The 16196-nt window shown below is 44.2% G+C and carries 9 protein-coding genes; 6 read left to right on the top strand and 3 right to left on the bottom strand.

Translation table 11 applies throughout. The features are described from left to right. Positions 1-21: 21 nt before the first annotated feature. The 3 genes from OCV24_RS02955 to erpA all read right to left on the bottom strand — a co-directional run bounded on the left by OCV24_RS02955 (position 22) and on the right by erpA (position 4887). Complete coding sequence (locus OCV24_RS02955; protein WP_150878349.1) at positions 22-3135, bottom strand: efflux RND transporter permease subunit; 3114 nt, start codon at positions 3133-3135, stop codon at positions 22-24. A gap of 10 nt (positions 3136-3145) precedes the next feature. Further along, positions 3146-4270, bottom strand: coding sequence for an efflux RND transporter periplasmic adaptor subunit (locus OCV24_RS02950; RefSeq protein ID WP_046223341.1), 1125 nt, complete (start codon positions 4268-4270; stop codon positions 3146-3148). 275 nt (positions 4271-4545) lie between these two features. After that, positions 4546-4887: an iron-sulfur cluster insertion protein ErpA gene (erpA, locus tag OCV24_RS02945; RefSeq protein WP_004734539.1), complete on the bottom strand. Its 342-nt coding sequence runs from the start codon at positions 4885-4887 to the stop codon at positions 4546-4548. A gap of 285 nt (positions 4888-5172) precedes the next feature. Here erpA and hemL point away from each other — a divergent pair, with 285 nt between their 5' ends. The 6 genes from hemL to OCV24_RS02915 all read left to right on the top strand — a co-directional run bounded on the left by hemL (position 5173) and on the right by OCV24_RS02915 (position 16195). Next, positions 5173-6468, top strand: a complete 1296-nt coding sequence (hemL, locus tag OCV24_RS02940) for a glutamate-1-semialdehyde 2,1-aminomutase (RefSeq protein ID WP_017056655.1) — start codon at positions 5173-5175, stop codon at positions 6466-6468. Between the two features lie 343 nt (positions 6469-6811). Beyond that, positions 6812-7897, top strand: a complete 1086-nt coding sequence (locus OCV24_RS02935) for an AI-2E family transporter (RefSeq protein WP_060468551.1) — start codon at positions 6812-6814, stop codon at positions 7895-7897. A 109-nt stretch (positions 7898-8006) separates the two neighbouring features. Beyond that, entirely contained in the window at positions 8007-9029 is a 1023-nt protein-coding gene (gene rsmC / locus OCV24_RS02930; RefSeq protein ID WP_017056652.1) for a 16S rRNA (guanine(1207)-N(2))-methyltransferase RsmC, read from the top strand. A 216-nt stretch (positions 9030-9245) separates the two neighbouring features. Continuing rightward, the gene (locus OCV24_RS02925) at positions 9246-12635 is read left to right on the top strand and encodes a response regulator (protein WP_150878351.1); all 3390 of its coding nucleotides are present in this window, start codon (positions 9246-9248) and stop codon (positions 12633-12635) included. Between the two features lie 715 nt (positions 12636-13350). Continuing rightward, a complete protein-coding gene (locus OCV24_RS02920; RefSeq protein WP_150878353.1) occupies positions 13351-15039 on the top strand; it encodes an ABC transporter substrate-binding protein in 1689 nt (562 codons plus the stop codon). 169 nt (positions 15040-15208) lie between these two features. Then, the gene (locus OCV24_RS02915) at positions 15209-16195 is read left to right on the top strand and encodes an ABC transporter permease (RefSeq protein ID WP_017056649.1); all 987 of its coding nucleotides are present in this window, start codon (positions 15209-15211) and stop codon (positions 16193-16195) included. Position 16196: the final 1 nt, after the last annotated feature.

The following is a 16196-nucleotide window of genomic DNA, read 5'->3' as shown; positions in this document are numbered from 1 at the left end:
CCCCTATTTAGGTGCTCTTTTTTATTTTCGTCGAACCACAGTGTCTGTTATTTCAGATTTTTTGTTTCGCCCTATCATTAACAAACAAGGCGTCAGTACCAATGTCAGTACCGTTGCAAACGCCAATCCTCCTGCAATTGCCGTAGCCAATTGAGACCACCACTGCGTACTCGGAGCACCGAACTCTATTTTTTGATTTATCAGGTCGATGTTCATCTCTAAGACCATTGGCATCAAACCTAAAATGGTGGTTATCGTCGTTAACATTACCGGCCTTAAACGCTGAACACCAGTTCTTAGAATGGCATCTCGCTTATCTAGGCCTCTTTTAATTAACTGGTTATAGGTATCAATCAACACGATATTGTTGTTCACCACTATCCCAGCAAGCGCAATAACCCCAATGCCAGACATCACGATGCCAAACGGACGCTGGAAGATAAGCAAGCCAACAAACACACCAACCGTTGAAAACAACACCGCACTGAGAATCAAGAATGTTTGATAGAAGCTATTGAACTGAGTGATCAGAATCAACGCCATTACTGCAAGAGCAACCATGAATGCACTTTGTAAGAAGGCCGAAGAGTTTTCTTGTTCTTCATTTTGACCACGGATACGGAACTCAACGCTACTCGGCAGCCCCAACTCTCTCAGCGACTGTTCGATCTTTGGCAGTTCGAGGGCAAGGTTATAGCCCTCTTCCATATCCGCCATGATGTTCACTACTCGCTTACCATCAAGACGCTTAATCGTGTCTTGCTTATGGTCAGGAACAATCTGCGCGAAATTGGTAATCGGAACAAGACCTGCCGGTGTTTTGACTCTTAACTGGTCAAAGCGGCCAATGTCTCTCTTATCATTCGGGTAACGCACTAAGATGTCGACTTCTTCTGATGAGTCATCTGGCAGGTAATCACCAATCTTTAATCCATTGGTGACAAACTGAACGGTATTACCAACTAAGGTTGCATCCGCAGCAAAACGGGCAGCATCGTCTCGGCGAATATCCACCTTCCAATCTATACCGTCTTTACTCGCGGTATCACTAACATTGGTTAGCGCTTGGTTGCCGTCCGCCCAATGCCTCACAATTTTAGCCGCCTGATTAAGTTGCTCTGGTGTTTTTGCCGCCAGCTCAATCACTAAGTCGTTTTCAACTGGCGGTCCTGCATCGGGAAACTTGAATTCAATCTCAACCCCTGGGTAAGATTCAGTTTGTAGCTTCAACTCTTCAATGATCGCTTTAACACTACGACGATATTGCCAATCGACAGGTGTAATCGAGATCAAACCAATTTGATCGTCGCCACCCGTTCGTGTGTAAACAGTATCGAACTCATCATGATTCAGCATCATCTGTTCGATATCGCGCATAATGTCATCTTTTTCTTGAATTGAAAGATCACCATGTGAACGAACTTTGACGTTAAAAAATGGCGGATCGACTTCAGGGAAGAACTCAGCACCAAGCCCGGCCTTGGAGTAAGTAAAACCCACCGCAACCGCAAGTAATATCGCACCGAAAAGAATTTTAAATGGGTGACTAATCGCAATAGATAATGTGTGGTAATACGCCTTGGTTAAGCCCGTTGCTTGTGAAAAATCGCCATTATGCAAAGCCACCATTCGAGCTTGGCTCTGAGGAGATACGTATTGAGGTTTACCAATCAACCCGCCTAGTACGGGAACAAACAACAACGCCATGATCAATGAAGCAGTTAAGGTCGCGATCAGTGTTAATGGCAAGAACTTCATGAACTCGCCCGTTACATCTGGCCAAAACAACAACGGAGCAAACGCCGCCAAGGTTGTTGCCGTAGAGGCAGTGATTGGCCATGCCATACGCTTAGCCGCATCTCGATAGGCTGCTTTACGCCCTTCCCCTTCTTGCATCCGCCTATCAGCAAACTCAGTAACCACAATCGCGCCATCGACCAACATACCAACAGCCATAATCAACGAAAATAGCACCACGATATTGACAGTTAAGCCAAATACAGACAAAACCAATAACCCCGTAAGAAATGACCCGGGGATTGAAATGCCAACCAGTAATGCGGTACGAACACCAAGAATTGCGATAATAACGATCACCACTAAAATGATGGCGGATAAGATATTGTTTTGAAGATCATTGAGCATGATCTTCACATCTTTAGATTCATCCCAGGTGTATTTGACCAATAGGTTATTTGGCCATTCAGCTTGCTGCTGAGCACCAGCCATTACCGCTTTGACTAGCTCAACGGTTTCAATGATGTTTTCACCCGCACGTTTCTTGATATCCAAGACAACCGCGGATTTGCCATCTAAACGGGCAAAGCTTTCAGGATCTCGAAATGCTCGACGAACCGTAGCCACATCAGCGAATGTCACCACCTGTTTACCATCCACTTTGATAGGTAACTCAAGCACATCTTTTAAGGAGTCAAAAACCGAAGGAACTTTGACAGAGAAACGCCCATAACCCGTATCAACGAAACCCGCCGCCACGACTCGGTTATTCAAAGCAATCAGATTGTAGATATCAGCTTGATCGAGGCTGTAACTTTCCATTAGTAAAGGATCAACGAGAATCTCTACGATATCATCACGATCACCCGCAATATCGACCTCTAGAATTTGCCGGTAGCTTTCTAATTCATCACCAAGATCGCGGGCTATTTGCACAATAGTTCGTTCAGGGACAGTACCGAATAACACAACCGAAAGTACCGGCTGCTCTGAAGCAAGCGTCACCTCATTCACAGTTGGCTCATCACTGTCTTCTGGTAGCTTTGGCTTAGCAAGATCCACCGCATCACGAACATCGGCCATCGCTTTAGTAAGATCGACACCAACGTTAAACTCCAACACAACGGAGGCGTGGCCTTCTGCTGCAGTTGCTGTCATCTCTTTTACGCCTTCAATCGACCTCAGCTCTTGCTCTATCGGCCTAACCAATAAGCGTTCAGCATCGGTTGGCGAAATACCTTGGTGCCCAACAGAGACATAGATAATCGGGATAGTAATGTCTGGGCTCGACTCTTTGGGGATCGTGATATAGGTGACGACACCGGCTACAAGGATTAACGCCAAAAGGGAGAGCATTGTTCGAGCTCGAGACAAGGCTGCATCAATGATTGAATACATCGGCAATCTCCTACTCAGCGGTTACATTTGAGGGTTCAGCGCCTTGCGCAACCGCAATCACCGAATCGCCATCACGCACAAAACCTTGGCCTACCGTGATGATATCAACGCGTTGTCCAAGTCCTGTGAGCCACACGCCATCTTGCTCGGCTTTTACTAATTGGATGCCCACAAACTTCACCGTTGGTGAGTCACTAGCAGAGACCAAAGTTTTGACCCCGAGGTTACCCGCTTCATCCAGTGCCAGCATCGCCGGTGTTATTTTGATTGCATCTCTTGTTTCTAGGTTGAGTTTAACTTCGGCACTGACACCTGCTGGTAATAGACCTTTAGAGTTATCGATTTCTATCTCGATTGGGAAGGTATTGGTAGAGGCAGAAGAGATTCGAGAAACATAACGTAAGCGACCTTCCGCATCTTCTCTTCCCAACAGGCGAACCAAGGCAGACTGATTAACTAACAAATGCTGGATATGACGTTCACTGACATCGGCTTCGATGACCAAAGGGTCGAGGTCAATCACGCCTGCAACTGGATCGCCAACACCAACGAAATCCCCTAATTCAACCATCAAATCTTGAACCACGCCCGAAAAAGGCGAAGTAATAACGGTATTCTTTAGAGCCAGTTCCGCGTTGCGCTTCATGGCCTTTGCTTCCGTTAGTGAAGCCTCTGCGGTGGTATAGGCTATCTCGCCTTGCAGCCCTCTTTTCTTCAGTGACTGCGCCGCTTTGAACTCTTTCTGCTTCAAGCGATATAAAGCCGAGGCTCGCTCAAGTTGAATTTCTAAATCACCCTTATCTATCTGAGCAATGGCTTGTCCAGCTCTAACCATATCCCCCTTAACAACGTTCAATCGAACAATCTTTCCCGCGACTTCGGCTCCTAAACGAGCATGTCTATCTGGCGCCGTTCTGCCATAGAGATTAATACTTTTATAGGTAGGTGAAGAAGTGAATGTTTGAAAAGAAACCTTAGCCAGCGGAACCTCTGCCGTTTTTTTCTCTGGCGATTCTTCCGCTTGTCCCACTCCTAAACCAAGCCAAATAGACAACAACATCACGAGAATCAAAGAAACCAACCATGGCTGTTTAAGTTTCTGAGAAAGCAATGGGCCAGAAAAGAGAGAGGTCATAGCAAATCCTTTTATACTATATAATTAATTACGCCAATTAATTTAATATGTCATATACAACTTCCTGATGTACAAAAGTAACCTTAACAGACCAACGAAGAATGAAGTTGGACACGATCGACAGTTTAAAAAATATGCTGTTTACAAAAAGCCGGAATACTTTGAAAAATAATAAATTTAAAGTAGCAGTAAGTCTTTTTAAGGTTCCTCTAAAACAAAAACGCCGAACATCAGTCCGGCGTTTACAATCTTTCAAGCCCAACTTTCCACTAAAGCTAGACGCTAAATGATGCACCACAACCACATGTTGTTGTCGCGTTCGGGTTGTTCACAAAGAAACGTGCGCCTTCTAGGCCTTCTGTGTAATCAACCATGCCGCCCATTAAGTACTGTAGGCTCATTGGGTCAACAACCAGCGTTACACCGCTGTTTACAATGGTAGTGTCACCATCATTTACTTTTTCATCAAATGTGAAGCCGTATTGGAAACCACTACAACCACCACCTGTAATATATACACGCAGTTTTAGTTCTGGGTTTTCTTCTTCAGCAATTAGCGTTTGTACGCGGGTAGCTGCTGCATCAGAAAAAGACAATGGGATATTTACTTCGCTCACGACAACCTCTCTTACCTGTGTCAAAAACAACATGATACAAATCTAATTCGAGACCATAGTTGTTGAGTATTTTCTTATATTCAGCTGATTATCTAATACCTGACTGAAACGTTCAAGTATTCACCACCGGATCCTCCCTTTTACTGCTGTAAACTGGCAATTAAAACGTGTAACCACACAAAACAACCAGATTCGGATGATTATATCGGCGAAAGCATTCCTAGTTGGATTCGGGATAGGTACAATGCGTGCCAATTGGTCCGACAGTCAAAAGAGGATATATCAATGACCAAATCAGCAGAGCTATACGAACAAGCACAGCAAACTATTCCTGGTGGCGTAAACTCTCCAGTTCGTGCATTCAATGGCGTAGGTGGTTCGCCAATCTTCGTTGAACGCGCTGATGGCCCACTTATTTTTGATGCTGATGGTAAAGCATATATCGATTACGTTGGCTCTTGGGGTCCAATGATTTTAGGTCACAACCACGCCGTGATTCGTGATGCAGTCATTGAAGCAGCTCAACGAGGCCTTAGCTTCGGTGCTCCAACTGAAACTGAAATCAAAATGGCTGAACTGGTATCTGAGATGGTTCCATCAATGGAACAGCTACGTATGGTTAGCTCGGGTACTGAAGCAACAATGAGTGCAATTCGCCTTGCTCGTGGCTTCACTGGTCGTGACAAAATCCTCAAGTTTGAAGGCTGTTACCATGGCCATGCAGACAGCCTACTAGTAAAAGCGGGGTCTGGCGCATTGACTTTAGGTCAACCAAGCTCTCCAGGTGTTCCTGCTGATTTTGCTAAGCTGACATTAACGGCAACGTTTAACAACCTAGATTCAGTACGTGAATTATTCTCTGCAAACAAAGGTGAAATCGCATGTATCATCGTTGAGCCAGTGGCGGGCAACATGAACTGTATCCCACCAGTAGAAGGCTTCCACGAAGGTCTACGTGAAATCTGTGACCAAGAAGGTGCATTGCTAATCTTTGATGAAGTAATGACAGGTTTCCGCGTTGCTGAAGGCTGTGCGCAGGCTTACTACAACATCAAGCCAGACCTAACGTGCCTTGGTAAAGTGATCGGCGGCGGTATGCCTGTGGGCGCTTTTGGTGGTCGCAAAGAAGTGATGCAATACATCGCACCAACAGGCCCAGTTTACCAAGCGGGGACGCTTTCAGGTAACCCTGTAGCAATGGCAGCTGGCTACGCATGTTTGAACCTTCTACGAGAAGAAGGTAACGAAAAACGTCTAGCTTCGAAAACGAAACAACTAGCGAATGGCTTCAAGCAGCTTGCTGACAAGCACGGTATTCCTTTACTTGTACACCAAGCTGGCGGTATGTTCGGCTTCTTCTTTACAGATCAAGAAACCGTAACCTGCTACGAAGATGTAACTAAGTGTGATGTTGAACGCTTCAAGCGCTTCTTCCACCTAATGCTTAAGCATGGTGTTTATCTTGCCCCATCAGCATTTGAAGCAAGCTTTACTTCTCTGGCTCATGGTTCAAAAGAGATTGATGCGACACTAGAAGCGGCTGACCGTTGTTTCGCGATCATTGCTTCTGAAAGTAATTAATCGAAAGTCCTTTATAAGTCGCTAACCGATTGAATTTAGGGCTGCATTAACGCAGCCCTTTTTAGTGCGCCGAGTTATTCAGCCTCGAGTATTTCCACTTAGATTATCCGTCAATTTGTTCGAAAACTTAACAAAAAGCGTCTAACGTTCCCAAAAAAGGAAAACCAACAGCATCAACGTACCAAGGAACATTCTGAACCACGGGATCTCTTTTTTTATTTGCTGTTCTTCGTCTTGGCATTTCTTATCTTTGTCACAGCACCCCATAATCAAAACTCCTCATTGCTAACTCTCTGTTTTGCAGCCATTATAAACTTAGAATGCCAATATAGAGACCATTATCGTGTCAGAAAAAATTAAAATTAATTCTAGCCATTGGGTGATCATCATAGCCCTACTCGCGGCGGCTTTTGCTTGTTATCTGCTTATCGAACCCTATGTGAACTCAATAATAATGGCATTTATCATTTCACTTTTGATGTTCCCGATCCACGAGTGGCTTGAAAGAAAGATACCAAAGAAAAAAAACATCGTCTCATTGCTTTCTTGTGTGATACTGACTTTTATTATCGTTATTCCTTTATTAGCAGTGTTTGCTGCAATTGTTCAGCAAGGTTCTCTGTTTTCTCAAAACACCTATCAATGGGTAACACACGGTGGTATTCAAACTCTATTTGCCCACCCATTGGTGGTTAAAGCGCTGTCGTTTGTAAATAACTACCTCCCTTTTGACAACATTGAGCCTCAAGCCATCGCTCAAAAAGTCGGTGAGTTTGCTACCAGCTTTGGTTCAAAATTGGTTGGTATTAGTGCAAAAATTCTTGGTGATGCGACCAGTTTTTTGATGGATTTTTTCTTGATGCTGTTTGTTCTGTTCTTCTTATTAAGAGATCACGACAAAATCATCAGCGTCGTTCGCCATATTCTTCCATTGTCTCGTAGCCAAGAAGACAAACTTCTAACAGAGATTGAACAAGTATCGAAGTCAGCCGTAATGGGGTCATTCTTAACCGCAATCGCACAAGGTATTGCAGGCGGTTTAGGCATGTGGATCGCCGGTTTCCCTGGCCTATTCTGGGGCACCATGATGGGCTTCGCCTCTTTCATCCCTGTAGTCGGTACGGCGCTAATCTGGATTCCAGCCGCAACTTACTTATTCCTAACAGGTGATACCACATGGGCAATTTTCCTAACGGTTTACTGTGTGGCAATTGTTGGTTCAATTGATAATCTTCTGCGTCCTCTTCTGATGCAAGGCAGCGCAGGCATGAACACCCTGATGATTTTCTTCTCACTATTGGGTGGTATTCAACTGTTTGGCTTGATTGGTCTTATCTATGGCCCGTTGATTTTTGCTATAACGATTGTCCTATTCAATATCTACGATGAAGAGTTTAAAGACTTTTTAAACCAGCAAGACAAGAGTTAACCGATTCTTAGGCAACTTGCTGCCGAACGCGTATTAAACACTTCAAGCTTGGGGCGGATTATGCGAAAATCCGCCCTCATTTTTTGATAACAATTCAATAGAGTGTCCTATGTCCGCCTACATTGCCCCAAGCCAGATTGCTCAGCGTCAACTCGCCTACTTTGAAGGCAAACATGTTTTAGTTGCTGGTGAGGCCGAAGACTTATTCCCTGTTGAATTAGCGAAGCATTGTGAATCTGTCTCTGTGTTCACTTCTAATTACAGCTACTACCGTCAGCTTGAAGGTTGTAGCACCATCCAACGTTTTTACGGTGCTGAGTTTACCGAAGAGACCAAAGCTGACTTAGTGATGCTCTACTGGCCGAAAGCCAAGGCAGAAGCTGAGTATTTGTTGGCGATGCTGTTTGCCAAGCTAGGTAAGGACACAGAGATTGTCGTTGTCGGTGAAAACCGCTCTGGCGTGAAAAGTATTGAGAAGATGTTTGCGCCTTACGGCAAGGTCGTAAAATACGATTCAGCGCGTCGCTGTTCTTTCTACTGGGGCCAATGCTTCGAACAGCCACAAGCGTTCAACTTACAAGACTGGTTTAAAACCTACACGGTTAACATTAGTGAGCAATCACTTACCGTAAAAAGTCTTCCTGGCGTATTCAGCCACGGTGAGTTCGATGTGGGTAGCCAACTGCTGTTGGATACTTTGCCAAAACTAAAAGGCAAGGTACTGGATTTTGGCTGTGGTGCTGGCGTATTAGGTGCAGTAATGGCGTCTCGTAACCCTGATATCGAGCTAGAAATGTGCGACATCAGTGCATTTGCCGTGGCATCAAGCCAAGCAACACTGGAAGCGAATGGTTTAACAGGTAAAGTCTTCGCATCAGATGTCTATTCTGATACAGCACAAGACTACCAATTCATCATCAGTAACCCACCATTCCACTCAGGTTTAGACACCAGCTACAGTGCAACGGAAACTCTGCTGGCGCAGGCACCGAAGCACTTAAAGCGTGCTGGAGAGTTATTCATCGTTGCGAACAGCTTCTTAAAATACATTCCAATTATTGAACAATCTTTTGGAAAATGCGCGACTCTAAATAAGACCACCAAATTCGCGATCTATCACGCAAACAAATAACCTCTCTAGCACAGCGCAGGGTCATTATCTGCGCTGTCTGTTCATATTTTTGTCAAAACTCTATAAAAATGAGCTTTTGCACACGCTTTAAATACCACTTACTTGTCAAAGTAAAAAAACTCGTTAATTTCGTTAAATTGGAACCCGTTAATTCTATTCTCTGTACTTGTTTTCGACTCTTTTAGCAGTACATCAAAGGAAAGTAGTACCCAATTTATGTTTAGATTCTATCGTAAGCAGAAGTTTAAGCGCCTTCAAAATACTCTAATGCTGGCATTTCTTGTCCTCAGTATTACCCCAGTGACACTAATCGCAATATTCTTCCTCCAGTCGCACAGTCAAGATCTACAGGAACAAAGCACCTCACATCTTGTTTCGGTTCGTGATACTAAGCAACAGCAAATCGTCGATTACCTTCAAGCTCAAGAGTCCCAAGTCATGGGATTTGTACGATCAGAACTGGCTAATGCCAGTGGTGGGCGATTCTATGGATTGATCAATGCATTTCAAAGGCTCGGCCTAGATATTGACGAAGCACGTAGCAATGCACAGCAGCGTTATATTCAAGGATCAGGCGATCAAATCAAAACATCTATTCTTCCAGAATCGAACAGTTTTATTGGCAGTGAGCGTTATCGCCTACTACACAAACGCTACCACAACGCTTACCTAGAACTGCTTAAGCGCTCTGATTTTGACGATATCTTATTGATTGATATCAACGGTAACGTCGCTTATTCCGTATCTAAGCATGATGATTATGGCACCAATTTACTGACCGGTAAGTACAAGGATTCAAACCTAGGCACTACCTTTCAACAACTAAAAAAAGACGTAACCGACCGACGCAAATCTAATGAGGATTACACGCCTGTTATTGTCTCTGACTTTAAAGACGAGAATGGTAAACAAACAGCATGGTTAGGTGCGCCTATCGTACAGCAGGGCTATCTGCACAGCTATGCGATGTTTAGATTACCGATCAACGGCATAACGAAACTTATCGCGGATCTCAACAAGAGTTCAAATATTCAGACGCTGCTTGTGGGTGATGATCACCTGCCGCGTAGCCTTGCGCATTCGCAAGAATCGATCAACTTAAGCCTAGACGTTGTTGATAAAGCGCTTGCGGGCGAAACTGCAGTGGGTACGTTCGATAACACTCAAGATCAAGCGATCATAGCTGCCTATACGCCAATTGAACTCAAATATGCAACTTGGGCTCTCGTTGTCGAGTTGCCAGAGGAAGAAGCATTTTCCCGAATTCACCAGCTAGAAAAGATCTTCGTAATCGTAATGTTAACTGCAATCATTCTTGTATTTGTTTCATCGCATTACCTATCCAACTTCATCACATCGCCGCTCCTCAAACTCACTTGGGCAGCCGAGAAAGTATCTGCTGGTGATCTTGATGAAACGATGATCAATACCGAGCGAAAAGATGAGATAGGCCGCCTTGCAGTAAGCTTCGAACGAATGCAGCGCTCAATTCGCGAAAAGATGCAGCTGATAAGAAGCCAGAATGATGAACTTGAGGACAACCTTAAGACCATTCAAAAGCAAAACGAAGAGTTGCACCTTGCTAACAAACTAAAAGATGAGTTCTTAGCGACGACTTCTCACGAACTTAGAACACCACTGCATGGGATGGTTGGTATTGCCGAAGCACTAATATCTGGTGCGAACGGTCCAATTCCAGCTAACCAGAAATACCAGCTAGATATCATCATTAATAGTGGTCAGAGACTAGCAACACTGGTTGATGACCTGCTTGATTACCACAAAATGCGCTACGGCAGCTTGGATATTAAGAAATCTGCAGTTGATCTGTCTGCAGCAACCAGCTTGGTGCTTGAGCTGTCACATCACCTGCTGGGTAGTAAACCAATCCGCATTATTAACCAAGTTCCTAGTGATTTGGGGCTAGTTTCATCTGACCCTCAACGCCTTGAGCAAGTGATGTATAACTTGGTCGGTAATGCCATCAAGTACACATCAGAAGGTAAGATAGTCATCTCTGCAAGCGTTATTGACGACAACATTCGCGTGCAAGTTGTTGATACCGGACAAGGTATACCCGCTGAGTATCTAGAGCACATCTTTGAACCCTTAGTTCAAGCAGGTCAAGATGCAGGCAACTATCGTCAAGGTGCAGGGCTTGGGTTATCCATTAGCCGTCAACTGATTGAGCTTATGGGCGGGTCACTTTACGTAAGTAGTCAACCGATGCTTGGCACTACCTTCAGCTTTACGCTACCTTTAGCTACGCAAGAAGAATTGCAGAACTACAGCAAGTCTGGCAACTACTCACACTTTCAAGCTCCAGATTTAATTGATAATACTCAACAAGAAGACAGCGTTATCAATGAAAACCCTGACGGCCCACTCTTAGTAATCGCAGATGATGAGCCAGTAAATCTAAGAGTATTAGACAGTTTCTTGAAGTTAGAAGGTTTTCGAGTTCGTACCGCATGTGACGGCCCAGAAACCATTGAAATAATTGAAAAAGAGAAGCCTGAATTACTTCTACTCGACATCATGATGCCTGGTATGAGTGGCTACCAGGTTTGTGAGACACTGCGTAAACAATATGACCATGCACAGTTACCAATTATCATGCTTACGGCGCTTAACCAGGCAGAGGACCGAGTGCGAGGCTTCGAAGTCGGAGCCAATGACTACTTATCCAAGCCATTCAACAAACAAGAGTTAGCCGCTCGAATTACTGCGCACCTATCAGCAAGCAAAGCTGAGCAAAGACGACTTGAAAATGACCAACTGCAACTAGAGCTTAAACACAGAGCCATGGTTGAAGCTAATTTACTAGAGACACAAGGACGTTTACTAGAACAGTTAGAATCAGCCCCTGAAGCCATTATATGTACTCGTGATGATCAACGTATTCGCTTCGCCAACGAAGCAGCAGCGAAACTCTTTAGGCGTGGGCAAGAGCAACTTAAGCGTTCAATGGCTGACGAAATCATTGCTCCTAAGTACCTCAAAATAGAACAAGCCCACTACTGCGGTGATATTGATATCTACATAGATGACACACGTCAGCGCATTCCAAGTGATATCCTTAAGCTACCTGAAGGCTCAGGGCTCGACACCATGTACATCTTCAATGTGGGTGGTGGCGTTAACTCAAACCGAGTCAATAACCTTGAAACGGCGGTTGAGGCACTTTCAAGCTACGCCTTTGAAGGTGACAAAGATAAGCTCCAACAGCTGAAAGAGCTCGGAGGTGAGTTTACTCGTATCGCAGATAAAGCGAGCGGTGAAGGTAAAAATAAACAGGAATTAATGCGTGAAGTATTGGTTGATGCCATGACCAATGCCATCATTTACTGGGAATCAGTAACAGGTGAAACTAAGTTTGCCTTCGCAGAGAAGAGTGGCTTGTGGCGCGTCTACTTAGACCGCAGTACGCTGCAAACTCGAACACTAGACAAATACCTACGCGTAGAAACCCTACCGAAAACGCCTCGCTGGCGAACGGTACTGAGCTCAATCGAATTCATACTGGAACACTGCAAAGAACAGACGCCAGAAAGAACCCACATTGAGATGCTAAGGGATAAACTTCAGAAACTACTGACCAGTTAAACCCTGAACCAACATCACGATACTTTGAATAATGGAGCCCACCTAGCGTGGGCTTTTTTGTACGCCTAATAATCACAAAAAGTAGAATCCCAACACTTGCAACGCACTTTTTTTACGTCTTTAAACAAGGAAGAATTCACGCCAATTACGCACAGTGCGTCCTCGTAACCGTCAGTACTTTTCGTTCTATTCTCAATCATATCTGACCGTTAGCTGACTCTTTGTTGCAGTTTGAGAAGCGAGTCACAACAGAACGGCAGATTTAATTTTCTAGGGAAATTTAACGTAAAACTGGCAAGTGACCAAGATCTACAATTATACCAACGTAGGTTAAATCATTATAATAAAAAGCCTTTAACGTTAGTGACTACTTACACATAGCAAAAACCTCAAAACCAAATGCGAGTCACATCACCTTAACAATTGCGAACAAAAAACCACCAAAGCAACCTATTTTAACGTTAATGACGTGGGGTTGTGTATTTTTAACGTTTTTGACGGGAAACGAGTTTGATTAATTCATCGATAAGGTGTTTTCTTACTCCTGCCAAAGGCCTACAGGCCACTCTTACCACTTCTCGGAATCAGCGATGAATCTGGAGCAACGAAGAAGAAGAGGTAGGCCTTTAACCAGAGTGTGTATCTACTAAGCAAATTTAGCGACAGATAACATTCAATCCATTAGTGAAATGAAAGCAAATAGTAAGGAACAGCTATGCTTGCCAATATAAAAAAAACAGCAATAGCAACAGCAACAGCAATTATTGCAACTGCTACAACAGGTTTTGCATCAGTAGCAACCGCTGCAGAACGCAGTGAACTGACCGTTCACCCGAAAGAGTACACTACATTCGTACGTAACTTTAACCCGTACCTTGGTGCTACTAACCTACATACTACAACTGACTTCATGTATGAGCCGCTAGTAGTATTTAACGAAATGCACGGTAACACTCCAGTGTTCCGTCTAGCTGAAAACTTCAAGATGTCAGATGATCTGATGAGCGTTGTTTTCGACATTCGTAAGGGTGTGAAATGGTCTGACGGAGAAACTTTCTCTGCTGATGATGTTGTTTTTTCTTTCAACCTTGTAAAAGAGAAACCAGAGCTTGACCAATCTGGTATCAACTCTTGGGTAACGTCTGTAGAAAAACTGAACGACAACCAAGTTAAGTTCACACTAACCGAAGCAAACTCAAACGTACCTTACGAGATTGCTAAAGTACCTGTAGTACCTAAGCACATCTGGAAAGACGTTAAAGATCCATCAACGTTTACCAATGAGAACCCAGTAGGTTCTGGTCCATTTACAGAAATCGATACGTTTACAGCGCAACTATACATCCAGTGTGCAAACCCGAACTACTGGGATGCAGACAACCTAGATGTTGACTGTCTACGTGTTCCACAAATTGCGAACAACGACCAATTCCTAGGTAAAGTTGTAAACAGTGAAATGGACTGGACGTCTTCTTTCGTTCCAGATATCGATCGTACATACGCAGCAGCTAGCCCTAAACACCACTACTGGTACCCGCCGGCAGGTACACAGGCATTCATCGTTAACTTCAAGCACCCTGATGCTGCGAAGCATGAAGCATTGAGCAACGTTGACTTCCGTCGTGCTTTCTCTATGGCTCTTGACCGTCAAACTATCATCGACATCGCATTCTACGGCGGCGGTACTGTGAACGATTTCGCATCGGGTCTTGGCTACGCGTTTGAAGCTTGGTCTGATGAAAAAACTCACGACAAGTACAAAGGCTTCAACACTTATAACGCTGAAGGCGCGAAGAAGCTTCTTGCTGACGCTGGCTTCAAAGATGTAAACAAAGATGGTTTTGTTGACACTCCATCAGGCAAGTCTTTCGAACTAATGATTCAATCGCCAAACGGCTGGACTGACTTCAACAACACAGTTCAACTAGCGGTAGAACAACTGAACGAAATCGGTATTAAAGCGAAAGCTCGTACACCTGACTTCTCTGTTTACAACCAAGCAATGCTTGAAGGTACATACGACGTAGCATACACAAACTACTTCCACGGTGCGGATCCATACACGTACTGGAACAGTGCTTACAACTCATCACTACAATCTGGTGATGGTATGCCTCGTTTCGCAATGCACTTCTACAAAAACGACAAGCTAGATGGTCTTCTAAACAGCTTCTACAAAACAGCTGATAAGAACGAGCAGCTAGATATTGCACACGGTATCCAGCAAATCATCGCTGCAGACCAAGTGACAATCCCTGTGATGTCTGGTGCTTACATGTACCAATACAACACAACTCGCTTCACTGGTTGGTGGAACGAAGAAAATCCAAAAGGCCGTCCAAACATTTGGGCTGGTATTCCAGAGCGTCTACTTCATGTACTGGACCTAAAACCAGTTAAATAAGTAATCGTTCAATCCTTGCGGCGTAACCTCTTACGCCGCTTATAAAAATCCCCACTCTCTCAATTGAAAGTATGGCGCTAGTCGTCAGGGGATTTTTCGTTCCAAATTTCGCTAGGAGCGACCTGAATCCAGAAACAGGGAAACAATCTGGGTGAGTAAGGTGTGAGTTATGGGTTATTTTTTAAGACGTTTGTCATTTTATTTTGTCGCGCTATTAGTTGCAGCGACGTTAAACTTTATTATTCCAAGAGCAATGCCTGGTGACCCAGTTACCATGATGTTTGCGAACGCTTCTGTACAAGTTACTCCTGAGCGTATTGCTGCAATGAAAGAACTATTAGGCTTCGTTGATGGCGGCTATTTTGTTCAATACGTAGCGTACATGAAGAACATTCTAAGCTGGGAGCTTGGTACATCAATTCAATTCTACCCACTTTCTGTTAATACACTGTTGGGTGGAGCATTTGGTTGGTCGCTATTCTTAGCAGGCACCGCCGTTATTCTTTCTTTCTCTATTGGTTCAATCCTAGGTATTTTCGCAGCGTGGAAACGCGGCAGTAAATACGATGCCTTCGTAACTCCAGGAATGCTGATTCTACAAGCCGTTCCTCAAGTTGTTATCGCAATGATTGCACTATTTACCTTTGCAATTGGCTTGAAGTGGTTCCCAACAGGTTACGCCTATACCGCAGGTACGATTCCAGATTGGACAAGCTGGGCATTCATTAAAGATGTCGCTTACCACGCCTTTTTACCTTTGCTATGTGCATCCATTGTTCAAATTGGTGGCTTCCTAGTAAACATGCGTAACAACATGATCAACCTACTAGCCGAAGACTACATCACAATGGCGAAAGGCAAAGGCCTTAGCGAAAACCGAGTGGTGTTCAATTACGCAGCTCGTAACGCGATGCTACCAAGTGTGACAGCGCTTTCGATGTCTCTAGGTATGGCAATCGGTGGTCAGTTAATTATCGAAATTATCTTTAACTACCCAGGTCTTGGCAGCGTACTTTTCAACGCAATTAACGCTCGTGATTACCAAGTACTGCAAGGTCAGCTGCTTATCATGACGCTATTCATGCTGTTCTTTAACCTAGTTGCAGACATGCTTTACGTTGTTCTTGACCCTCGTCTTCGTAAGGGTGGTAAATAAT

Source organism: Vibrio kanaloae, assembly GCF_024347535.1.
In the GTDB taxonomy this organism is placed as follows: domain Bacteria; phylum Pseudomonadota; class Gammaproteobacteria; order Enterobacterales; family Vibrionaceae; genus Vibrio; species Vibrio kanaloae.
This window is presented reverse-complemented; position numbering and strand designations above follow the sequence as displayed.

Coding starts and splice junctions, on each gene's coding strand:
- rsmC (WP_017056652.1), top strand. CDS start 8,007: ATGTCCGCCTACATTGCCCCAAGCCAGATTGCTCAGCGTCAACTCGCC.
- OCV24_RS02955 (WP_150878349.1), bottom strand. CDS start 3,135: ATGTATTCAATCATTGATGCAGCCTTGTCTCGAGCTCGAACAATGCTC.
- hemL (WP_017056655.1), top strand. CDS start 5,173: ATGACCAAATCAGCAGAGCTATACGAACAAGCACAGCAAACTATTCCT.
- OCV24_RS02920 (WP_150878353.1), top strand. CDS start 13,351: ATGCTTGCCAATATAAAAAAAACAGCAATAGCAACAGCAACAGCAATT.
- OCV24_RS02915 (WP_017056649.1), top strand. CDS start 15,209: ATGGGTTATTTTTTAAGACGTTTGTCATTTTATTTTGTCGCGCTATTA.
- OCV24_RS02925 (WP_150878351.1), top strand. CDS start 9,246: ATGTTTAGATTCTATCGTAAGCAGAAGTTTAAGCGCCTTCAAAATACT.
- OCV24_RS02950 (WP_046223341.1), bottom strand. CDS start 4,270: ATGACCTCTCTCTTTTCTGGCCCATTGCTTTCTCAGAAACTTAAACAG.